We start from the raw sequence: 20,247 nt of genomic DNA, 5'->3' as shown, positions 1-20,247 counted from the left end.
GAAAAATAGATACAGAGATGGGTTCACAATGATGAATGAAGTAAATCCTGCAGATCTTCAAACTTTGCTGGACGAAGATTTGAAACGTGCGATGCGTGAAGCGCAAGCGCGTTCGAAGGCAGAGAAAGATTTGCCGACCTTGACTAAAGCCGAGCTCGCTGAACTTCTGTTTGAGCAAGTAGGTTTGAATAAACGCGAAGCGAAAGATATGGTCGAAACTTTTTTCGGTGAGATTCGTGATGCCTTAGAGCGTGGTGCCGAAGTGAAGTTGTCCGGTTTTGGAAATTTCCAGCTGCGCGACAAGCCACAACGACCAGGTCGCAATCCGAAAACGGGCGAAGAGATTCCGATTACAGCGCGTCGCGTTGTGACTTTTCATGCCAGTCAAAAGCTCAAGGGTATGGTTGAAGATCTTCATACGCCAGCTCAATTTAACGTGGCTAACGCAGCCTAATTGTCGATATGAGTGACGCCGCCATGGAAAATTTCGTGCTGCCGCCGATTCCCGCCAAACGGTATTTTACGATTGGTGAGGTGAGTGATTTATGCGGTGTAAAACCGCATGTATTGCGCTATTGGGAGCAAGAGTTTGCCCAGCTAAAACCGGTTAAACGCCGCGGTAACCGTCGCTATTATCAACACCATGAAGTGTTATTGATTCGCCGTATTCGTGAACTTCTTTATGATCAGGGTTTTACGATCAACGGTGCGCGCAATAAACTCAATAATCAGGCGACACATGAAGAAGTGAAAGTAGAGCAGACGAATAATGATCCACTGAGCTTGGGACAAATTCGATCAGAGTTACAAGCACTACTTAGCTTACTAAAATTATGAGAAGAGCCGGAACTAAGTTCCGGCTTTTTTTTTCTACACTCGGTTTTGTCGCAGGTGTCGTTGCTGGTCACGCAATAGCGTCATTCATCTATCGCCAAGCGTCAACCGTCGACGTGAAGTAGGCGAAGCGATCGTCGCAGGTTAAACTTCACTTATGTTTCGTTTGCACTAAATCCAGATAATTAAGCTAAATCAGGCTTCCAATTTTCATCTTTCGTACAGGTTTTCAGCATGGATAGCAAAGAATTCTCAAATGTATTGTCGACACCACCTCCTATGTACAACTGGCAGCGTATCAAAGTAGTGTTAGCTGTGGCCTTCATTCTAAGTATCATGATGAAGTTCACTTGGGCATCTTGGTGGATTACGATTTTTGTTCGTTTAGCTTTGATTGGTATGATCCAATTGACGGCGTTTGGGCTTGTTGAACGTTGGCCGAAACGCCTGCCGCGTTGGTTAGCACGCTGGGTCCTTCAAGTGGCGGCAGTGGCTATCGTTGTTCCTTTTGCTGCCGCGCTGGCCTATAGCCTGACAACGATAGCAGACCCTGTACCTTGGTACACCGTGCAGACAAAACTGGATGGGTGTGGCCAAATGATCGGTGCAGGGCTATTATTTTCACCATGGATTGCGATGTCTGCGCTATATCGCCATATTAATGGGCAGGCCCAGCGACAGGCACTAGCGTTTGAATTGGAGCGTAGCGAGTTAGCGCGTGACGCCCTCGATTCACGCTTGCGTTTATTGCAAGCGCAGGTGGAGCCTCATTTTTTATTCAATACCTTGGCGAATGTTAAAGAGTTGGTGGACTCGGGTTCATCTCAGGCGTCAAGTGTATTGGCTAGCTTGATTGCCTATTTGCGTGCTGCCGTTCCCAATCTGAATAATGCGGCAAGCACTTTGGGGCAAGAACTACAATTGGTTCGTGCCTATCTTGAGTTAATGCATATGCGTATGCCTGATCGCTTGCAGTTTTCTTTCAATGTAGATGAGGCAGCGCTACGGGTGACATGTCCGCCGATGAGCTTACTCACTTTGGTAGAAAATGCAGTGCGCCATGGTATTGACCCAAGTGAAGAAGGTGGCAGAATTGATGTCACGGTACAAATGCAAAAGGATCATTGCTTGGCCCAAGTGCGCGATACTGGTGTTGGTCTAAACGGAGATCAAGGTAGCAAAGGTTTAGGCACGGGCTTGGCAAATCTGCGCGAACGCTTACATTTGGTATTTGCTGATCAAGCACAGCTGCGTTTGACGGCGATAGAGCCACATGGTTTTCTTGCAGAGATTCACTTGCCTGTGCAATTTGAAAATTCAACGACTAACTTGTCTTAGGAGAGCAAGATGAGCTCAACCCGCCCAAGCGCATTGATCGCCGACGATGAACCACTACTGCGCAGTTCATTAACACGCATGCTTACTCAAGTTTGGCCAGAATTAGAGATCGTTGCCGAGGCACGAAATGGGCGCGAAGCCGTTGAACAATACCAAAAATTCAAACCAACGGTGTGTTTTCTCGATGTACATATGCCAGGAATGACTGGCATAGAAGCAGCACGCCAGATAGGACGAGGTGTCCATTTGGTTTTCGTTACCGCCTATAGCGAATATGCAGTCGAAGCGTTTACCCAAGGTGCCTTGGATTATTTGGTGAAACCAGTGGATCCTGCTCGCCTTGCTGATACAGTTGCACGGGTACGCGAACGTATTGGTACATCTCAAGAAGCACCAGACATCGATTCCTTGCTGGATAAGCTGGAAGCTCGAATGCAAAAGAAAGCTGCAGCAGAACCCTTGCGGTGGATAAAAGCCATGGTAGGGCAATCCTTACGTATGATCCCTGTTGCCAGTATTGATTTTTTGCGGTCGGACGAAAAGTACACTTTAATCGCATGGCGCGGTGATGATGGCAAAGCTGCCGAGGCTCTAATTCGAAGTTCTCTGAAGGAGTTGTTAGATCAACTCGATGCCTCGGACTTTATCCAAATACATCGCTCAGTGGTCGTCAACATCAATATGGTAAGTCATGTCATTCGGGGAGAAAATGAGACTGCCACTGTCTTTATGAAAGGGCGTGAGGATAAGTTGCCTGTAAGTCGCAGCTATTTACATCACTTCAAGCAGATGTAGGCCGACGTTAAACTGGCATTACGCAATCCAAGATTGTTTTTTTATCTCGGTTGTTACTACATCTCTGCGCGAAAATTCTCATTCGCGTCCTACCCGCAAAACTTCATGCGTGATAGAGCCCTAGCTCTAGGTTATATCCTTGTTTCCGAGTTGAACGCTGCATATTAGTTTCTTTTTTTAAGGCAAATTCTTAAGCTGCCATTCTTTGTGCGAATGTGCTTCTCAGGCTGTTCTTTCTCGGTTTGTGCGCTGCTAAACAGGAAGGAAGGTCAGGTCTAAATTTCCTTACATCTTCGATCTCTGAATTCAATTTTTGAATGTAACTCAGCAATCGTCTACCGCCACTCACGGTTATCAGACCGTAACTGGTCGCTTATTCATAGAAGCAGAGTGGCCGACGGCGGATACTTCCTTTTCGATTGTAGTTTGAACTGATTTTTTTCAGGCTACACCCACTCATCAATTAAGGAAATGACTATGACAAACATATCCCTTCAAGAATTTAATGTTCCCCGCGGCCTCAAGACTTCGCTCTTCGTCACGACATTACTGACTTCGTTGTTAGGAATGCAGTCAGCACAGGCCCACGAATATAGTGCGCTGATTAAAGCAAAAAAATATGCTGAGGTGGAACGCGCCGTCGGTGTAAAGCTCGCATCCGATGCCAATAATGCGGATGCCTTAGTTGCTAAAGTCGACTTGATTTTGATTGAAGCTAAATTGGCTCGGCTCGACGAGGGTATTAAGCTGGCAGAGCAGTGCATTACAAACAACCCAAAGAATTCTGAATGCCATGAAGCACTTGGCAACGTGCTCGGTATCAAAGCCGAAAAAGGCGGCGTCATGTCGGGTATCGGATCACTAGGAAAGATACGCGACGCTTTTAAGAAAGCCATTGAATTAGATCCGAAGAATTTCAGTGCAGTTAACTCCTTGATGACCTTTTATTTGGAAGTGCCTGGCTTCATGGGTGGCAGTAATTCGAAAGCGAAAGAGGTGATTGCAGAAACGCAAAAGGTGAGCGCAGCAGTAGCGAGTTTGTTGCAGGCCAAGTTTGATCTCAAAGATGAGAAACTGGAGAAAGCGAAAAGTGGAGTTCTTGCGGTAAATAGTGCCGGCAATCCTGTCATTGCGCAGCTGCAGAACGATATCGCGATCGAGATTGCGCAGACTCTTGTTAAAGATAAGAAATTTCTTGATGCAGAAAAGATGTTCCGTGACATTGTTCAACGCTTCCCTGAATCTTCAGCTGCACATCTTGGACTTGGTAGGTCTTTGCAAGAACAAGGAAAGGCGAAAGATGCGCTGCCCCATTTAGAAAAATCCTTGAGCATTGATGCGACTGGCGCTGCCTACTATCGCCTCGGAAAAACCTGGCAAGCTTTGGGAGATAAAACGAAAGCCATATCATTCTTTGAAAAAGCACTAGCTTTTACTCCAGCCTTGGGCACAAAGACGCGTGCCGACGCAGAAGAACAGATAAAGCTCCTGAAGTAATTGCTATTCCACACCATTTTTAAGAAAACGATAGGAACAATCATGAATGAAGTCTCACTCACTCGTCTTTATCTACTGCGTGCGATGTACTTGTTAGTGGTAGTCGGTTTAGCACTTAGCTTATGGCCTGATGTTATCGCCTCTAAAAAGGCTTTCTCAGCGTGGGAGTTTTTCCGGGGCGTCGAAACTTCGATGATGGCCGCCTTCTGGCTGCTATGTTTGTTAGGCATTCGTTATCCATTACAGTTATTGCCGATACTGATGTGGGAATTGATATGGAAGACGATTTGGTTGATTGCGGTACCATTGCCACTCTGGTTAAATGGTGCATTGGATGATAAGTTACTGCCGAATGTATTTGCGATTGGTGCGGTGGTTCTCGTGTATGCCGTCATTCCTTGGTCCTATGTCTATCGCCACTATATTCAAAAATACGGTGATCAGTGGCGCAAAGTCAATTGAAAACAGTCGTAAGTTTCGCGATCAAAACAAATCAAGATAAGGCAGGTGAATGATGAAGAAAATCCTACGTAAGGTCTTTGTTGGTTTGCTCGGCTTTGTTGCGATCATTGGCGCTTTGTTCGTTTATTTTATCTATACGCCAGATCCCGACGTACCGCAGCTTTCCGGTGTATTGACAAAGGCGACGATGGAAGTCGACGGCAAACAGATGACCTATCGCAGCTATATTCCCAAGGGCTTGGCCAAAGCTGCGCCCTTAGTGATTGTGATGCATGGTTCCGGACAAAATGGATCGCAAATTCGTTTGGAAACCGGTTATGGCTTTGATCGTCTAGCTGATCAATATGGTTTTGCTGTGGTTTATCCTAGCGCTAGTTCTTTTGACTGGAACGACTGTAGCAAAGTTGGTGATTTTAAAGTCGATGGGAAAGAGATTGACCATGTGAAGTTTTTGACGCTGCTCACCGATAAGCTGGTTGCAGAAAATGGTTTTGACCCACAACGTGTTTTCGCGACCGGGGTGTCGTCGGGTGGATTTATGTCCCTGCGTTTAGCGATAGAGGCACCTTCTCGTTTTCGTGCGGTCGCCGCAGTATCGGCGAATCTACCGGTCTCTGATAATTTTAAATGTGCGCTTTCTGGATCAAGTACATCGATCATGATGATGAACGGTACTGAAGATCCTATTGTTCATTATGAGGGTGGCGAAACCAGTTTGTTGGGTCTGTTTTACAAAGGCGGCATTCTCAAATCATCCAAGGATACGGCTCAATTTTTTGCTGATCTGAATCAAATCAACGCAGCTCCTGTGATTAATCCAACAATGAACTCTGTGTCTCAGGGCGGAGAAGATAACTCGAAGTTTGAACGAACACTGTGGAAAAATGAGAGCAAAGTGGAAGTCGAGTTGGTCACAATTTATGGTGGCGGGCATGGCATGCCGCAAGCGTATTGGAAACGTCCGCGACTCGTTGGACCGTCTCCGATGTCGCCTAACGGCCCTGCCATGATTTGGGATTTCTTCTCGCGCCAACAAGCACTATGATGCGGAAAGATGGTGGCCGTATTCGTAGAATTGAAGGTTTTGTGTTGGTGCAAAAAAGGGCCCTTGATGCGAGCCCTTTTTTTTTTCAGTAAATTACGAGTTAGCGTAGACTCAAGGTCTGACTCTTCCATATGGCATCTTGCCATTTGTAGAAGGTGCTCAATGAGGAAGGATTGTCAGCACCGTTTTCTGCCTGCAGAGTATCCATATTGATGACCTCGAATCGACGTTTAAAGACGCCATCGACTTTCGCCTCGCGCGCTACCAGCATTTTATTTGTCGCTGGCACCCAACCTGCGAATTCGACATAGCCTAACTGTGGATCGGTATTGGCTGGTGGCAAAACGTCAATGATCCAGCCGTTACTTGTTTGATGGAATAACCATAATTCACGCCAACTTTCCATCGGTTGTACGGCGAGTGTGAGTGCGGTGCTATGAGTATTCGCACGCGCCGAGTGTGGCCATACTACGCTGTATGTACAACGTTTAGCTAAGGGATTCTTCAAGTCATGTTTAGCGTCGATCAGATGGACGCAAGTTTCACCAGGTTCACCAGCGCTAGTGACGATTTTTAATGTACTTTTGTTTTGTATTGCAAGTTCTGCCGCCCAACGTGAAGTGCCGGCACGAATGCCTGTGTCGGTATAGCTCAATTTGTCTTCGTCACTTAATTCTTCTTTGTTGATGGAAGCTAATTCAAGGACGGCGCGATTGCCGGCTGCTTGTACATCCTTGTTCATTTCATCTTTGTTTTCTGCTTTCCGCGCACGTTGGAAGGCGATTGCAGACCACACCGTGGCTTTGCGCATTTTGATGCGATTCTTTAGTTGCTCTGGTAATTTGCTTGTCTCTACACGGTCTAATACATCGGCACGCCAGGTGTCGATGGCTGATTTTTCTAATGGTCTGGTCGCCGGATCGATACATTCCGAACGTGTTAGCGCTAGTGCGGCACGGGCCTTTTGTTCGTCGCTCGCGTTCATGGCTAAGACACGACGGAAAGCCTCACCGTCATAGCAGAGTTGAATACGGCCTTCGCGTTCAAAGCTTTTGAATTGCACGCCGTAGTAGGTCGCCACTTCTAAGTGCGCTGCAATCGCGGTTTCCATTTGCTTATTTGGCTTTGTGCTTCCGGTCTGCGCTTGCAAATTCGTCGAGCGGCGTGCTAAACGCTCGGCCATGCTACCTAAAGCATCAAAAATTTCAGCGTTGATTTGATTCGCTGGTGCGGCTTTCAAATAGGCGGCAGAGTAACTAATGCCGAGAGCTTCGGAGCCAGGTGTGTCGCGCAGAAAACGTATCACTGACATACTTTCAGCAGCACCATCGGCTTCGGTTCTGACCAATCGAACTTGACTCGCTTTGATGAAGCCAGCGCGTTCACGCCTATGGTCATATACCTGCAAATAGTCCATGCGCTCGCCGCGAATTTCGAGGCTGTCGCCTTGCCATAAGACGACTTGTTGCTGGGCACTTTCGCGAGGTGAGGCTCTGAGTGCGGCCTGGTCTTGGGTGACGATGGCGATCAAACTTGAAGCGGCGATGGTACTTAAGGTGCTAAACATGATAGATCCTGTTGTATGAAATAATCGTTAGGTGTCGTGAAGGTGTCGTTGCGACCGAATTAATTGCTTTCGGTATTGGCTTCAGTGTTCTCCGTTTGTGTTTCTTTATTGGCGCGTTGCGCTTTGGCATTGTTGCCGCTACCGAGCAAAGCAGAACCAATGAAGCCGCCATCTGCTGGGGGAGGGGCAATAATTACAGAGATCTTGTCAGACAATTTGTCAGCCATGGTTTTTTGGATCAACAATGGGTGTTTGCTCAAAAGTGCACCGTCACGTTCCAATTGGGCGCTCGACACTTTACCTACCAATTCTTGGCGATAGGCTTCCGCATCGGCTAACTTACGACGAGAATCTGCTTCACCGGCGGCTTCAATCAAACGAGATTGGGCATTACCTTCGGAAGTTTTGATCATCGAAATTTTGGCGGCTTCTGCTTCCAATTGGCGTTGTTCGATTTGTTTTTGTTTGAACGGTAAAACGTGTTTCATGGCTTCCTCTTGTGCTTTTGCCGCGATCACTTGTTCATTACCCGCTGCTTCTGCTGCTTTTTCGCGACGTACTTTTTCTGCTTCTGATTCCAAGGCAGACTGCTTCACTTGCTTTTCTTTCAGTTCCAAGGTGTAACGCATTTTTTCACTCTCAAGTTCTTCAGCTAAGAGCTTTTCCATGCCGCGTTTATAATCTTCTGGCAAGTCGATCTTGCCGATCATCACCGCATGCAAAATAATGCCTTCGGCTGCCAACTTAGGTTTCAATTCCGTTTCGATGACTTGTTGAATCTCACCACGCTTGGTCGAGAAAATCTCTTTCACCGTGTAACGGGTGAACGCTTTGTACATCACACCTTGCACCATCGGTTCTACGATCTCTGCATTGACATTCTCTGGCAAACCTTTGGTATTGCTGATGAGCTTCGCTGGGTCGATCGCGTAACGTACCGCCAAGTCAACGCCAAGCGATAAACCTTCGACTGATTGAAAAGGTGCATCGTTGGTCGAGCTTGATTTAGTTGGACGATATAACTGATCCTGCAGCGAGAATTTGCGTAATTGAAATAAGCCTGGAATCACAATCACACTGCCTTCACGGAAGGCTGTGACATTGCCCGTCAATTGATTAGATCGAATACCGATTTCGCCACGGCTTACTGTTTTAAGAGGAGGGTGGTTATACAAACCATACGCAACCAAACTAATGGCGCTGATCACGCTTAGGCTTGTCAGTGTTTTTTTGGTGAGCAATGGGCGACGTTCTTTGACCTGGAACTCTGCTGGGTATTCACTTTGATATTCACTGTCTTCCGCAGTGGTCGCCTCTTTGTCAAAACCGCTCGGCGCGCTGTAGCCTGGGTTTTTGCTGCCGAACAAAGAAGTAAAACTGGAACGAACTGCATTGACGATGGTTTTTAAACGATTGCTCATAGTAGCCTCCTAATTGGTTTCAAAATGACTTTGTTTATAACTCCGGGGATCGAACTTGTTGTCTTTCCTTGAGACGAATCTTGCGCCTAGCGGGCAAGAGCGTTCAATGCCGCCGGCGGGTGAAAATCATCGTAAGGCAGGAAAGAAAATGGCGCGTTCGGAGGAGATGGAAGATGTTGTGAAGAAAAACTCACAGCTGAGGACTGACTTTTGCCCCAAAAAAAGGGATACTGCGGAAATACATCGGTTTTCTGCTGGATTTAGCGGAAGCCAAGAGACACAAGAACAAAGGATTGGAGTGCAAGTTGATGTCTGCAATGTCAGGAATTAGGGTAGCGGTGATTGAAGATGATTTACCTACGAGTAATCAATTCAAAACTTGGATAGAAGCGGCTAAGCCCGGTATACAAATCGATCAATGGTTTAACCGTGATGATGCAGAAGCCGCTATCGTGCGCGCGCAATACGATTTGGTGGTATTGGATATTGAATTAGGTCGTGAACGACACGCCGGTGTCGCCATCATTAATGCCATCAATAAGAATATCAGCCGTGACGGACAAGCGACACCAGTGTTGGTAGTGTCTGCCATGCCCGCCACTATTTATCGCAGCATCATGAAAGCCTTAGACGCATGGGATTACCTGCAAAAAGCGACGTTTGAGGAAGCTGATTTTATCGAAACCTTCTTGGATATGCTGCGTGCCGTGAAAGAACGGCGACAAGCGAAGACTGAAGCGAATAAAGAAGTTGCGAAGGAATTGCCGAATGGTGGGGAAACTTTAAGCATGGATCCATTGCGCCAACGCACACCGATGTGGCGAGGGCAGCGGATCAACTTACCCTTGACAGCGCAACGCATTCTTGCCGTGATGTTGGAAAAGCGGGGCCAAGTGGTGTCGTATGACGATCTGTATGAAGTGGTGAAGAGCGGACGTAATCGCGACAATATTCGTAAACATGTGAGTACTATTCGCGATGCATTTCGCGAAATAGATCCTGACTTTGAAGGCATAGAAAACGTGCCTATGCGCGGTTTTCGCTGGGCTGAGAGCGTATGAAGCGTTTGCTCTTAGCGAGTTATCGTCTACGAATTATTTTTCGTAGCGTGTTTTTGCTATTGGCATTGGCAACTTTTGGACTCGCGCTTTCCTTACTGCAGCAAGAGAAACAGCTTAGTTATAACAGTTATCAAACCAACTTTGACAAAACCGTGAGCCAAATCACGGCGACTTTGCGTCATCCAGCTGGTCAATTGGCTTTGTTAAATCCGCCTTTAGATCAAGATACCGCAAGCTTGCATCCTCTATTGCTGCCATTCTCTGCCTTAGACTTTGACGATCAAAGCAAGGTACAGCAGGCCATCGCGATGTCTGGCTGTCTAGTGCAATATGGTAATGATGGTTCACTGTGCGTGGGTATTGGTAACAATCCTTGGGCCGGTGGTTTCATTTATGTCGCGGGAAGTTTCAATAGTGCGGCTCTGGTATCGCATCCACGTGGACAGTTAATCAAGGATGATGCGCACCGTATTCGTGTCAGCGTCGCATTGCGCGGACAGCACTATCAATGGATTGCCCCGTTCGAAGAAGAGGTTAGCAGTCGCCCTAATACCGGCATACGTGGACGTTGGGTTGGCTTCTTAGAGTCTGAAGTTGCTAAATCAGGTGCGCGACCAGTACGTGACTTCCGTGGTTGGGCTTGGCAGAAGGCCGTTTGTAATGATGCAGACAAAGATGGCAAAGATCTCAATTGCGAGCGTAATACCTTCTTCTCATTACGCTTGCCTATCGCCGTTTTGCAGGAAGCACTGTTTGAAAAGAAACGCCCCGTTTGGCCGCCGCAGGATTTAGAGCAAATTCAGGTCGAGCTGACAGTCTTAGCTCCTGAGAGTGACATTCCGCTTCTAGACAGTAAGTCAGTTCCGAGTGCAACGCCATTCTCGCTCAACGACTTAAATGCATTGTTGCTGCCAGGTGAAAGTTTGGTGTTGCGTAAATCATCAGATAAAAAAGAAGTCATACGCTTAGTCGGTAAAGTGGAGCAAGAAGAAGAGTCGTGGAACTTACTCACGCGCTTGATTCGACGTTTGCCTGTCGACGAGTTCGCTACCCCCCTTGAAAGTAAAGAACTGATTAGTACGCCTCTCGATAATTACGAATTGATGATGAAGGGCGATGTGCGCAGTATCAGCAAGAGCTTGAGTGTGGTGGCAACCCGTGTGTCTTGGTTTGTGGGCGCGATGTTGTTGGCCTTATTGTTAGCTTGGCTCTTGATTGAAATTAGCATTATTCGCCGCATTACTTTGCTGACCCGCAGAGCCGCAGCGCTGTCGCGCACGATGAAAGGTGCCGGTGAGCTCGATCAATTGGATGTGAGTGATTTACGCAGCCCAGATGAGCTTGGCGTGTTGGCCAGTGGTTTGCATGATTTATTGCGGAGGGTAAAAGAAGACGTTGAGCGGGAAACTATCCGCACTGAACAGGAAAAACAAATGTGGCATGCGGTTGGGCATGAAATCATGTCACCACTGCAAAGTTTGATGGTTTTACATTCAAGTACAGAGGATGAGAGTCATCGCTATATTAGTCGTATGCAACAGGCGATCAAAGTATTATATGGAAGCGCTACTCCAAGTGAGGCATTTCAATCTACGGTGCTACAAATTGGCGAACTTGACCTCACTGAATTTTTGCGTCACGTTTCTAACAATGCTCCGCACGCTGGCATCAACAAGGTCCTGTTCGAATCGGAATTGGGAGCAATAGTCGTTAAGGCAGACGAATATTCACTCGAGGATGTAGTCACTCATGTCCTAAAGAATGCGGATCGGTATCGACCACAAGAAACGTCAATTCGGATCAGTTTGGAAATTGACGAAGCGAATGCGTTTGTCATTATTCATAATCAAGGCCCACATATCGAGGAAGATATGTTGAACAAGATATTCGAGTATGGGGTTTCAGATCAGTTGGAATCGGGCGCGAATGGTAATCGTGGCCAAGGGCTATTCGTAGCGCAAACCTATATGGCAAAAATGGGTGGCACAATTATCGCGCGCAATGTATCGGATGGCGTCGACTTCGTACTGAGTTTGCCACGTCCCTTGCGTTAAAGTCTCGCCGGCTTTAGATCCGACGCAAACTAGCCCCTACTGATTTGATTCAGTTGGCGCCGAATCGCTGGCATTAGTTCGCTCGCATTGAGTCCGATTGGGCCTGTGCCCGCATCGACAAGAGCATCGGCAGCCGCGCCATGCACAAAACAAGCGAGCCGTGCGGCATCAATCGGTGCGAGGCCCTGTGCTAGCAATGCAGCACAAACCCCTGTCAATACGTCACCCGTGCCACCGGTAGCGAGTGCTGGGTTGCCACTCGTATTAATAAATGTTGTTTGACCGTCGCTGATTAAGCTGCCAGAGCCTTTAAGGATGACAATGGTTTGGAATTTGTCGGTTAATTCACTTATTGCTTCTAGTCTGTCTCTTTGAATATTTGCAGTGTCGGTATTCAACAATCGTGCAGCCTCTAGAGGGTGAGGCGTTAGAATTGTACTGAAATTTTTCTCTCTGCGTTTTAAGACTTGATGTTGTAGTTGAATGTCTTGGGCAATCAGATTGATGGCATCGGCATCGATGACCAAACATGGCGACTCGTTCAATGCTCTTGCTAACAGTTTCTTTGCAGTTGGGCTGTGTGCTAGTCCGGGGCCGATAGCAATCACACTCTTGGCGAACTCAATATCATTGGCATGACGACACATGATCTCTGGATATTGTGGATCAATTTCCATTGATGAACGTGTTTGTTCGGTACAAAAACCGACGTGTACTTTTCCAGCACCGCTCATTAGCGCACCGCGTGCACTAAGGATAGCGGCCCCACACATGCCATCTGCTCCTCCAATAATGCTGACATCTCCAAAGCTGCCCTTATTGCTATCGTGGTTTCGACGGTGCAGTAGCCCTGTTACGTTGTCGTTTGCGTTCAAATAGAGTGATGTTCTTGGAAAGGAATCCGCGTCGATATTCAGCGTTTCGAGGATGATTTTGCCAGCAAAGTCGCGTCCTTTTGCCGTGAATAGACCCGGTTTGTTCGCAATAAATGTGATGGTATGTGTCGCCCGTATTGTGGTTGTGATTGAGTTTGCTGAAGCGCCAGTGTGAGTAAAGATATTGCCGGTGTCGGCATTGAGACCGCTGGGAATATCGAGCGATAGTACCGGGATCGATCTTCGTTGACTCGTTTGATTAATTAAATTTACCAATTCTGCCGCACGACCAATGATGGCACGATTGAGACCGATACCAAACAAACCATCGACAATGAGTGAGGTCGATTGCAGTGCTTGTTCGAGGTCTTCATGGCTTACGATCCATGTAATTGCAGAGTTTGTGGCTCCACCTAAGCTCAGCGCAGCATCATGCGAATATTGTGTTTCCTCATTGAGTCTATAAATCTGTACCAGGTAGCCTCGTTGGCTCAGATGGATTGCCATTTCAAAGGCATCGCCGCCGTTGTCGCCAGGACCTGCAAATATCAGTATAGGTTCGTTGATGTGTATCAGCTGACTCGCGAGATTGGCGGCAGCTAGTCCAGCCCTTTGCATCAGACTAGGTTTTGGAGCGTGCGCTTTGACAGCCGTTTCGATGGCTCGAATGTCTTTGCTCAAATACACTGACAAGTTGCAAGGAGGGGATAGTTTCATGTGTCAGTGTCGTTGATTTTGTATTGTTCTAGGGCGAAGTAGGGATCTTACTCGGAAGATTTTGACCCATGCTATTGATGGCGTCAATCATATGACGGAAGATGTTTTCCAAAGGTAATATCAAGTAAGGAAGCACTAATCCTAACATCACAAAACCGACAGTAATCGTAATTGGAAAGCCAATGCCGAAGATATTCAGTTGAGGCGCTGCTCTGGTCAAAATTCCTAACGCGATATTGGTGATTAGGAGCGCGGCGACGATTGGTAGCGACAGTAGCATGCCAACCTTAAAAATCTCCTGTCCCCAAATCACAAGCTTCTGTGAACTAAATCCCATTTCTAAAGATGTCGAAATAGGTATCGTTTTGAAACTGGTGACCAGAGCCTCAAACATCGTGAGATGAACGTTCATCGCAAGCAGCGCAAGAGTAGTGATAATGACTAAAAATTGGCTGATCGCAGTGGAGCGACCACGTGTTTGTGGATCAAAAAATGTGGCAAAGCCGAGGCCCATTGTGAGTCCCGCTACTTCACCGGCCATTTCGATACCAGCGAAGATGATCCGCACCATAAAGCCCATGGCTAACCCAACAACAAATTGTTGAATTAAGACCATGATGCCCGTGATGGAGACCATATCAACATTAGACATAGGCTCAAGTGTGGGTGCCACAATTAAGGCCAACATAACTCCTAAGCCGATTTTAACCAGAGGAGGTACGCCGTTATTGCCGAATGGCGGAGCTACGACGATGAAGCCAAGAATGCGCGTGAGCGGCCACAGAAAGGCTGCGATGATAGAGAGGAGTTCTTGTGTGCCGATTGAAATCATGGCGTTTAGCCAGCGATCGTAGCGATCCCAGTGAATACTTCTCGCATGTAATCACCCATCACCGTCAACATCCATGGGCCTGCAATAACTAAAGTGACGAATATGCCAACGAGTTTTGGAATAAATGAAAGAGTGGTTTCATTAATTTGCGTAGCTGCTTGAAAAATACTGACAATGAGACCAATCAAAAGCGCCACCAACAGTAATGGTGCGGAAACCATTAACGTGATTTCCATTGCATGGCGACCTAAGGTCATAACGCTGTCGGGTGTCATGTGAGACTCCTAGTAAAAACTCTTGGCCAGAGAGCCAATCAAGAGTTGCCATCCATCGACCAATACAAATAACATCAGCTTAAATGGTAAGGACACAATAGAGGGCGAAACCATCATCATACCCATTGCCATCAAGACGCTCGCGACGACCATGTCGATGATCAAAAATGGTATAAAAATAGCGAAACTGATTTGGAACGCAGTTTTTAATTCGCTTGTAATAAACGCAGGAATCAGTACGCGCAAAGGCACATCCTCTGGCCCCTGTAATTGCGGCGTATTTGAAAGGCGAACATACAATGCGATATCGGTTTCACGCGTCTGCTTTAACATGAATTGTTTTAACGGCTCGGCACCTTTTTCCATGGCCTTTTGCATGGTGATTTTGTTTTCACTGAAAGGTACATAGGCGTCTTCATAGATCTTATCGAACGTCGGCCCCATGACAAACAACGTGAGAAACAGCGATAGACCAACCAAGACCTGATTGGGTGGTGCACCCTGCGTTCCCAATGCTTGGCGCAGGAGAGATAAGACGATGATGATGCGCGTGAAGCTCGTCATCATCAAAAGCACTGCGGGGAGGAAACTTAAGGCAGTGAGGAATAATAAAGTTTGAATGCTAAGCGAGTAATTTTGGCCACCACCACCAGCGGGCGTGCTCGTAATTACAGGGAGCGCGCTATTGGCTTTCGCGAATGCTAACTCTGGTGCAAAAAGGCACAGAGCGAAGCATCCTAATGCAGCTGCGATGCCGAGGTAAGCGCGTGGTCTATTCATGATCTTACTTTAAGGCTGAGGTGGATTGCGCTTGTCGAGATTCTTTTTAAGCCAGTCCGCAAAATTATTTTGCGTTAATGTGTTCGTTTGGTTTGTGGGTATTTCTTGCTTTGGAAGAGTCGCCAAGGTATTGATGTTTTGCGCAGTAACACCGAGAACTAACCATTGATCTGCGACTTCCACCACCATTATCTTTTCACGATTTCCAATGTTCAAACCGCCGATGACTTTTAGCTGCAGTAGATGTCCGTTGGCGATTGGCCCGATCCGTTTAAACAACCAAGCGAAGGCTAACATCAGCGCAATAACGAAAGCTAATGCCAAGAATATTTGTAAGAGCCCGGTACTAGGAGATACCGTTTTGGCTTGCGCAAAACTTAAAGTAGGCAAGCCTAGGCAAACAAGCAGCGAAAGTATCTTATGCATTATTTGTTGAGCTTACGTATACGCTCGGCTGGGGTAACAATGTCAGTTAAACGAATACCAAACTTATCATTGACCACGACGACTTCACCTTGTGCAATCAAGCAGCCATTTACCAAGACATCCATTGGTTCACCCGCTAAACCATCTAACTCAACCACAGAACCTTGGGCCAATTGTAATAAATTCTTAATCGCAATTTTGGTGCGTCCTAGTTCAACGGTTAATTGAACAGGGATGTCGAGAATGAAATCGATGTCGTTTTGCGTTTGCGATTGTGTGCCCTTACCAAATTCTTGGAACAAGCCAGCCCCAGAGCTCACTGCCGGCGCAGCTGCTCGTGCAGCCGCTTCAGCATCGGCTTTTTCCTGTTCCGCAATCGCCGCGCCCCAATCATCTTCGCTAATCGGGGTTTCGTTATTGTCATCCATTGTTCTCTCCCTGCATTACTTCGTGCGCTATTTCATTGACGCTCGAGCCTAATAATTTTTCTACACGTAAGGCATATTGGCCATTGAAAACGCCATACTTACATTCCATGACTGGTGTGCCGTCGACCTTTGCCGAGACTATCTCTGGTACTTGCAAAGGAATTACATCGCCAACCTTCATATTCAAGATGTCACCTAGCGTGATTCTTGTTTGTCCCAAATCTGCCACCAATTCCACTTCAGCAATTTGAATTTGTTGGGTCATCAGACGCACCCAACGTTTATCAATTTCTAGAGTCTCACCCTGCAAGCTACTGGTTAATAAATCGCGAATTGGTTCAATCATGGAGTAGGGCATGCACATATGCATTTCGCCACTGACAGGCCCGAGTTCAATCGTGAATGTGGTAGAGACAACGACTTCGTTTGGTGTCGCGATATTTGCAAATTGGGTGTTCATCTCAGAACGAATATATTCGAACTGAACCGGGTAAACAGGTTCCCACGATTTAGCATAAGTCTCGTAAATGATTTCGAGAATACGCTGAATAATCCTTTGTTCAGTTTGTGTAAAATCACGACCTTCAACACGGGTGTGAAAACGACCATCGCCACCAAACAGATTATCGACTAAGAGAAAAACTAGGCCTGGGTCCAATACAATCAGAGATGTTCCCCGCAAGGGTTTCATGTGAGTGAGATTGAGATTGGTTGGTACCACAAGATTACGAATAAATTCGCTATATTTCGATACCTTTACTGTACCAACTGAAACCTCTGCGCTACGGCGTAGGAAGTTGAATAATCCAATGCGGAGTAGGCGTGCAAAACGTTCATTGATAATTTCCAAGGTTGGCATACGCCCACGAACGATACGTTCCTGGGTGGCCAAGTTATAGGGGCGGACACCCGAGGTATCTTCAAGATTATCGGTATCGTCTTGATCGCCAGTCACGCCCTTCAGAAGGGCATCGACTTCTTCCTGTGATAGAAAATTATCAGACACGTTTTTATTGCACTACAAAAGAAGTAAAAAATACACCGCTAACTTTCTGCGGGTCTCCCTTGGGAACAAACGGTAAATTGATTTGTTCAGTTATTTCTTCAATCAGTTTGTCTTTGCCTTCTTGCGTCAGAATTTCATTTGCATCTTTGCTCGACAATAACATTAAGAGCCGGCTACGCACTTGAGGTACATTGGCTTTGATCAAAGCAACTTGTGCATCATCTGGCACCTGTAATGTCATTTGGACTTGCAAATATTTATCGCCACCTTCAGACTGCAAATTCACGACGAATGGTTCCAACGGTAAGAAAACAGGCGCTTTGGCGACTTCTTCTTTGTGTTCTTTCTCTTTGCTATCGCCTTTTTTCTTAGATAGGAAGAAGAAAGCTCCTCCTCCGACACCACCTAATAAAACTACTGCTGCAAGAATAATGACAATCAATTTCTTCTTTGATTTTCCTGCTGGCGCTGCGCCATCGTCTGCTGGTTTGGCAGGTGCTTTTGACATTTTTTCCTCTCGCTACATCAATGCTTCAGTGCTTGTTGATCATTATCCGCATTTTTCTCACCGTCTCATCTGGGAAAAAGAGCTGGATTTCGGGCTTAACTTATGGATTCAGCATTCGAACCGATGAAATGAAGTCTATGAAGTTTCGAAACCCGACTGGCGTAGGTTGCCAACCAAGGTGTCCAATGTTTCATTAGGGAATTAATTTCATCTGTTCAATTATAGTATTGTTTTGAATCTCACAATCTAACACTGTTATGTATTGTCAAAAAACCTTTGTTTTGGCGTGATTTGGCAACAGATTTATACGAAGGTATCTACCGCGCCAAGTTGAGTCCGTGATGCGCGGTTACTGATTGGAAGCTCCCCCACCTTTGTTTCACTGTTGTTTCTTGCGCTACTAGACGATTGTCTCTGATTCGGACGGTCTTGCGCGAACTGTGTGTCGTTCGATTTTGTTTCTGCATTTACTGAGAAGCCTGTTAAAGAAATCCCTGCGTTATCTAGCATCTCTCTTAGCTGAGGTGCTGCGGCTTCAATGGCTTCGCGAACGTCCAAATGTGAAGAAACGAAACTGGCGTCAACTTGGTTATCGCTGATGCTAAGAACAACTTGGAGTGGCCCAAGATCGGGTGGATTAAGTGTAAGTTCTGCACTTTGTTCACCCCCAGCGACCATCCAAACCACTTTTTGCCCAATTGCTTGGTCCCAAGCTTTGCTGCCGACACGAGGCGAGATTTGTTCCATTCCTGCCTGTGTTTTGATCAGTTCATTGAGTTTTGTCGTTTCTGACGGTGGTGTTTGATTTTGAACGCTTCCTATCGCATTTGTTTGGTCTGCAGCTTGGGAATTAGATGTCTGGTTATTCTTGGAATCGAAAGACTTGTCTCGCTGTAATTCAAGTTTGGAGGAAAATTTGTCCTGATTCGAAGCAAGTGCTTGAGTGTCTCTTGCCATTTTTTTATTTTCAACTTGGTCGCCATCACGGTCTACTTTTGTTTTTACATCTTTGATACTGATTTCTGAAAGAGCGTCGCTAGTGTCAGTGTTTTTCGAAGCACTTAATTTTTCAGACGATCCAGCTTCAGCCTTGGCCATTTGCTGAGCCAAGATACTTGCACCTGCCTGTACCTGTTCAAGACTCAAGTCGCGCGAGTTATCGTTGAGATCACTCGCGCGCTTACTATCGCTCGATGTGATACTTTTGCTTTCGAAATCCGCTGTGGCTAATTGGGATGGTGCTAGCTTATTTTGATCTTGGTTGAGCTGTTCGCTTTCACTCATCAGCGCTTTAAACTGAGAGGCGGTTTGTTGAGATGTGGTATCGAGTGTGTCTTCTTGAACTACCTTTGCATCGCCGACTTTCTGCATCAAATTTTTACTTGCAGCGTCTCGCCCAAGAATGGAATCGCTCGACACCCGCAAGGATTGAGCTTCAAGATTCGCACTATCACTCTCCAGCAAAGGAGCATTCGACTCATTCGTTGCCGGATTTTTTAGTCCCAACTGACTCAGTTGGTCGACGAAAGCCAATATGTTATTTGTCTCCGTCGACATGTCATCTGTATTTTCAGTAGCTGACTCTGATTCTTCGCTAATTTTTTTGCCTGAGCTCTCCGCAACTTGTACATCACTTGCGTCTTGTTTTGCAGGCGGAGGAGCTTCGCTTGGCTTATTGACTTTATTTTTATTGGCGTCGTTTGTGCTGTTTTTGACGGCAAGCTTGTTCTGATTGCTAACTTCCTTATTCAACATGGAATTAAAGCTCGTCGTCGGCTTTCCTTCATTCATCCCACTATTGTTTTTTGAAGGTGTAATGGGGCTCAGTGATTGCGTAATGATTTGCGGTGTATGCATGGTCCCACCCAGTTAGAAATTCAAATTAACGTTTGTAAAACAAGGTACGAGTTGCTAGTTCATCGGTTTGCTTCTGATCTCGTTTCGCTTCTTTTAATTGCGCTTGGCGCTGATTCTTATCAATCAATACTTGATAGGAAAGGCGTTTCTTTTCACATTCTTGCCAATGCAGCGTGGCACTCTTTACTCTGTATTCTGCGTCTACAATAATTTTTTTCTGACCTTCAATAGCCTGATCTAGTTTTCCTATAAAGGCTTGAAAGTTGGCAAACTGAGCCACATTCAATCCCCGCTGCGCATGGTTCTGTAGCTTATCTTCATAGTCACTTCGGTACTGAACCAACATCGTCAGCTGTGCATCGGCATCATCTTTCGCCTTAACCGCCCGACCTAGACTTTTTGTGGCGACATCGAGTTCACTTTCAGCAAGCTCGATGAGTGTTTGTAATTGCGATTTGACCATGTGATA

Annotated in this window: 21 protein-coding genes; 9 read left to right on the top strand and 12 right to left on the bottom strand. The window is 46.4% G+C overall.

Going from position 1 to position 20,247, the window contains the following annotated elements; genetic code table 11:
• Positions 1-31: 31 nt before the first annotated feature.
• From H8K36_RS02980 to H8K36_RS02950, 7 genes are all read left to right on the top strand, one after another.
• Positions 32-454 carry an integration host factor subunit alpha gene (locus tag H8K36_RS02980; protein ID WP_186915756.1) on the top strand — a complete coding sequence of 141 codons (423 nt, stop codon included), beginning with the start codon at positions 32-34 and terminating at the stop codon, positions 452-454.
• Between the two features lie 23 nt (positions 455-477).
• Positions 478-837 (top strand): MerR family transcriptional regulator, encoded by a 360-nt coding sequence (locus H8K36_RS02975; RefSeq protein WP_230404276.1) that lies wholly within the window; start codon positions 478-480, stop codon positions 835-837.
• Between the two features lie 231 nt (positions 838-1,068).
• Positions 1,069-2,172, top strand: a complete 1,104-nt coding sequence (locus tag H8K36_RS02970) for a sensor histidine kinase (protein WP_230404275.1) — start codon at positions 1,069-1,071, stop codon at positions 2,170-2,172.
• Between the two features lie 9 nt (positions 2,173-2,181).
• Positions 2,182-2,967 (top strand): LytR/AlgR family response regulator transcription factor, encoded by a 786-nt coding sequence (locus tag H8K36_RS02965; RefSeq protein WP_186915154.1) that lies wholly within the window; start codon positions 2,182-2,184, stop codon positions 2,965-2,967.
• 477 nt (positions 2,968-3,444) lie between these two features.
• Positions 3,445-4,464: a tetratricopeptide repeat protein gene (locus H8K36_RS02960; protein WP_186915155.1), complete on the top strand. Its 1,020-nt coding sequence runs from the start codon at positions 3,445-3,447 to the stop codon at positions 4,462-4,464.
• 42 nt (positions 4,465-4,506) lie between these two features.
• Positions 4,507-4,926 (top strand): hypothetical protein, encoded by a 420-nt coding sequence (locus tag H8K36_RS02955; RefSeq protein ID WP_186915156.1) that lies wholly within the window; start codon positions 4,507-4,509, stop codon positions 4,924-4,926.
• Between the two features lie 49 nt (positions 4,927-4,975).
• Positions 4,976-5,971, top strand: a complete 996-nt coding sequence (locus tag H8K36_RS02950; protein WP_186915157.1) for a CE1 family esterase — start codon at positions 4,976-4,978, stop codon at positions 5,969-5,971.
• Between the two features lie 100 nt (positions 5,972-6,071).
• Here H8K36_RS02950 and H8K36_RS02945 read toward each other — a convergent pair whose 3' ends face one another.
• Together H8K36_RS02945 and H8K36_RS02940 are read right to left on the bottom strand one after the other, a co-directional pair.
• Positions 6,072-7,538, bottom strand: a complete 1,467-nt coding sequence (locus H8K36_RS02945) for a hypothetical protein (protein ID WP_186915158.1) — start codon at positions 7,536-7,538, stop codon at positions 6,072-6,074.
• Positions 7,539-7,597: 59 nt separating this feature from the next.
• The gene (locus tag H8K36_RS02940; protein ID WP_186915159.1) at positions 7,598-8,959 is read right to left on the bottom strand and encodes an SPFH domain-containing protein; all 1,362 of its coding nucleotides are present in this window, start codon (positions 8,957-8,959) and stop codon (positions 7,598-7,600) included.
• 308 nt (positions 8,960-9,267) lie between these two features.
• Here H8K36_RS02940 and H8K36_RS02935 point away from each other — a divergent pair, with 308 nt between their 5' ends.
• Both H8K36_RS02935 and H8K36_RS02930 read left to right on the top strand, forming a co-directional pair.
• On the top strand, positions 9,268-10,020 hold the full coding sequence (locus tag H8K36_RS02935; protein WP_230404274.1) for a response regulator transcription factor: 753 nt from the start codon (positions 9,268-9,270) through the stop codon (positions 10,018-10,020).
• Positions 10,017-12,074 (top strand): sensor histidine kinase, encoded by a 2,058-nt coding sequence (locus H8K36_RS02930; protein ID WP_186915160.1) that lies wholly within the window; start codon positions 10,017-10,019, stop codon positions 12,072-12,074. Before H8K36_RS02935 ends, H8K36_RS02930 begins: the two co-directional genes overlap by 4 nt.
• A gap of 29 nt (positions 12,075-12,103) precedes the next feature.
• Here the strand turns inward: H8K36_RS02930 and H8K36_RS02925 are convergent, their stop codons facing one another.
• The 10 genes from H8K36_RS02925 to fliJ all read right to left on the bottom strand — a co-directional run bounded on the left by H8K36_RS02925 (position 12,104) and on the right by fliJ (position 20,241).
• Positions 12,104-13,666 (bottom strand): NAD(P)H-hydrate dehydratase, encoded by a 1,563-nt coding sequence (locus H8K36_RS02925; RefSeq protein ID WP_186915161.1) that lies wholly within the window; start codon positions 13,664-13,666, stop codon positions 12,104-12,106.
• A 28-nt stretch (positions 13,667-13,694) separates the two neighbouring features.
• Positions 13,695-14,498, bottom strand: coding sequence for a flagellar biosynthetic protein FliR (gene fliR / locus H8K36_RS02920; protein WP_186915162.1), 804 nt, complete (start codon positions 14,496-14,498; stop codon positions 13,695-13,697).
• A gap of 5 nt (positions 14,499-14,503) precedes the next feature.
• Positions 14,504-14,773, bottom strand: a complete 270-nt coding sequence (fliQ, locus tag H8K36_RS02915; protein WP_186915163.1) for a flagellar biosynthesis protein FliQ — start codon at positions 14,771-14,773, stop codon at positions 14,504-14,506.
• Positions 14,774-14,782: 9 nt separating this feature from the next.
• On the bottom strand, positions 14,783-15,553 hold the full coding sequence (gene fliP, locus H8K36_RS02910; RefSeq protein ID WP_186915164.1) for a flagellar type III secretion system pore protein FliP: 771 nt from the start codon (positions 15,551-15,553) through the stop codon (positions 14,783-14,785).
• 9 nt (positions 15,554-15,562) lie between these two features.
• Entirely contained in the window at positions 15,563-15,979 is a 417-nt protein-coding gene (gene fliO / locus H8K36_RS02905; RefSeq protein ID WP_186915165.1) for a flagellar biosynthetic protein FliO, read from the bottom strand.
• Positions 15,979-16,407 carry a flagellar motor switch protein FliN gene (gene fliN, locus H8K36_RS02900; protein ID WP_186915166.1) on the bottom strand — a complete coding sequence of 143 codons (429 nt, stop codon included), beginning with the start codon at positions 16,405-16,407 and terminating at the stop codon, positions 15,979-15,981. Before fliN ends, fliO begins: the two co-directional genes overlap by 1 nt.
• Complete coding sequence (fliM, locus tag H8K36_RS02895; RefSeq protein WP_186915167.1) at positions 16,400-17,413, bottom strand: flagellar motor switch protein FliM; 1,014 nt, start codon at positions 17,411-17,413, stop codon at positions 16,400-16,402. The genes fliN and fliM overlap by 8 nt, the downstream gene beginning before the upstream one ends.
• A gap of 4 nt (positions 17,414-17,417) precedes the next feature.
• A complete protein-coding gene (gene fliL, locus H8K36_RS02890; RefSeq protein WP_186915168.1) occupies positions 17,418-17,921 on the bottom strand; it encodes a flagellar basal body-associated protein FliL in 504 nt (167 codons plus the stop codon).
• Positions 17,922-18,224: 303 nt separating this feature from the next.
• On the bottom strand, positions 18,225-19,778 hold the full coding sequence (locus H8K36_RS02885) for a flagellar hook-length control protein FliK (RefSeq protein ID WP_186915169.1): 1,554 nt from the start codon (positions 19,776-19,778) through the stop codon (positions 18,225-18,227).
• Between the two features lie 25 nt (positions 19,779-19,803).
• The gene (gene fliJ / locus H8K36_RS02880; RefSeq protein ID WP_186915170.1) at positions 19,804-20,241 is read right to left on the bottom strand and encodes a flagellar export protein FliJ; all 438 of its coding nucleotides are present in this window, start codon (positions 20,239-20,241) and stop codon (positions 19,804-19,806) included.
• Positions 20,242-20,247 lie beyond the last annotated feature (6 nt).

The organism is Affinundibacterium nitidum, assembly GCF_014284155.1.
Lineage (GTDB): Bacteria > Pseudomonadota > Gammaproteobacteria > Burkholderiales > Burkholderiaceae_D > Undibacterium > Undibacterium nitidum.
Note: the sequence above shows the minus strand (reverse complement) of the source record. Positions and strands in the feature narration are given on the sequence as shown.

Excerpts from the sequence above, each read along its gene's own strand:
- H8K36_RS02945 (WP_186915158.1), bottom strand. The coding sequence starts at position 7,538 with ATGTTTAGCACCTTAAGTACCATCGCCGCTTCAAGTTTGATCGCCATC.
- H8K36_RS02925 (WP_186915161.1), bottom strand. The coding sequence starts at position 13,666 with ATGAAACTATCCCCTCCTTGCAACTTGTCAGTGTATTTGAGCAAAGAC.
- H8K36_RS02975 (WP_230404276.1), top strand. The coding sequence starts at position 478 with ATGGAAAATTTCGTGCTGCCGCCGATTCCCGCCAAACGGTATTTTACG.
- fliN (WP_186915166.1), bottom strand. The coding sequence starts at position 16,407 with ATGGATGACAATAACGAAACCCCGATTAGCGAAGATGATTGGGGCGCG.
- H8K36_RS02980 (WP_186915756.1), top strand. The coding sequence starts at position 32 with ATGAATGAAGTAAATCCTGCAGATCTTCAAACTTTGCTGGACGAAGAT.
- H8K36_RS02885 (WP_186915169.1), bottom strand. The coding sequence starts at position 19,778 with ATGCATACACCGCAAATCATTACGCAATCACTGAGCCCCATTACACCT.
- H8K36_RS02940 (WP_186915159.1), bottom strand. The coding sequence starts at position 8,959 with ATGAGCAATCGTTTAAAAACCATCGTCAATGCAGTTCGTTCCAGTTTT.
- fliJ (WP_186915170.1), bottom strand. The coding sequence starts at position 20,241 with ATGGTCAAATCGCAATTACAAACACTCATCGAGCTTGCTGAAAGTGAA.
- H8K36_RS02955 (WP_186915156.1), top strand. The coding sequence starts at position 4,507 with ATGAATGAAGTCTCACTCACTCGTCTTTATCTACTGCGTGCGATGTAC.
- H8K36_RS02965 (WP_186915154.1), top strand. The coding sequence starts at position 2,182 with ATGAGCTCAACCCGCCCAAGCGCATTGATCGCCGACGATGAACCACTA.
- fliQ (WP_186915163.1), bottom strand. The coding sequence starts at position 14,773 with ATGACACCCGACAGCGTTATGACCTTAGGTCGCCATGCAATGGAAATC.
- fliL (WP_186915168.1), bottom strand. The coding sequence starts at position 17,921 with ATGTCAAAAGCACCTGCCAAACCAGCAGACGATGGCGCAGCGCCAGCA.
- fliP (WP_186915164.1), bottom strand. The coding sequence starts at position 15,553 with ATGAATAGACCACGCGCTTACCTCGGCATCGCAGCTGCATTAGGATGC.
- fliO (WP_186915165.1), bottom strand. The coding sequence starts at position 15,979 with ATGCATAAGATACTTTCGCTGCTTGTTTGCCTAGGCTTGCCTACTTTA.
- fliR (WP_186915162.1), bottom strand. The coding sequence starts at position 14,498 with ATGATTTCAATCGGCACACAAGAACTCCTCTCTATCATCGCAGCCTTT.
- H8K36_RS02950 (WP_186915157.1), top strand. The coding sequence starts at position 4,976 with ATGATGAAGAAAATCCTACGTAAGGTCTTTGTTGGTTTGCTCGGCTTT.
- H8K36_RS02935 (WP_230404274.1), top strand. The coding sequence starts at position 9,268 with ATGTCTGCAATGTCAGGAATTAGGGTAGCGGTGATTGAAGATGATTTA.
- H8K36_RS02960 (WP_186915155.1), top strand. The coding sequence starts at position 3,445 with ATGACAAACATATCCCTTCAAGAATTTAATGTTCCCCGCGGCCTCAAG.
- H8K36_RS02970 (WP_230404275.1), top strand. The coding sequence starts at position 1,069 with ATGGATAGCAAAGAATTCTCAAATGTATTGTCGACACCACCTCCTATG.
- H8K36_RS02930 (WP_186915160.1), top strand. The coding sequence starts at position 10,017 with ATGAAGCGTTTGCTCTTAGCGAGTTATCGTCTACGAATTATTTTTCGT.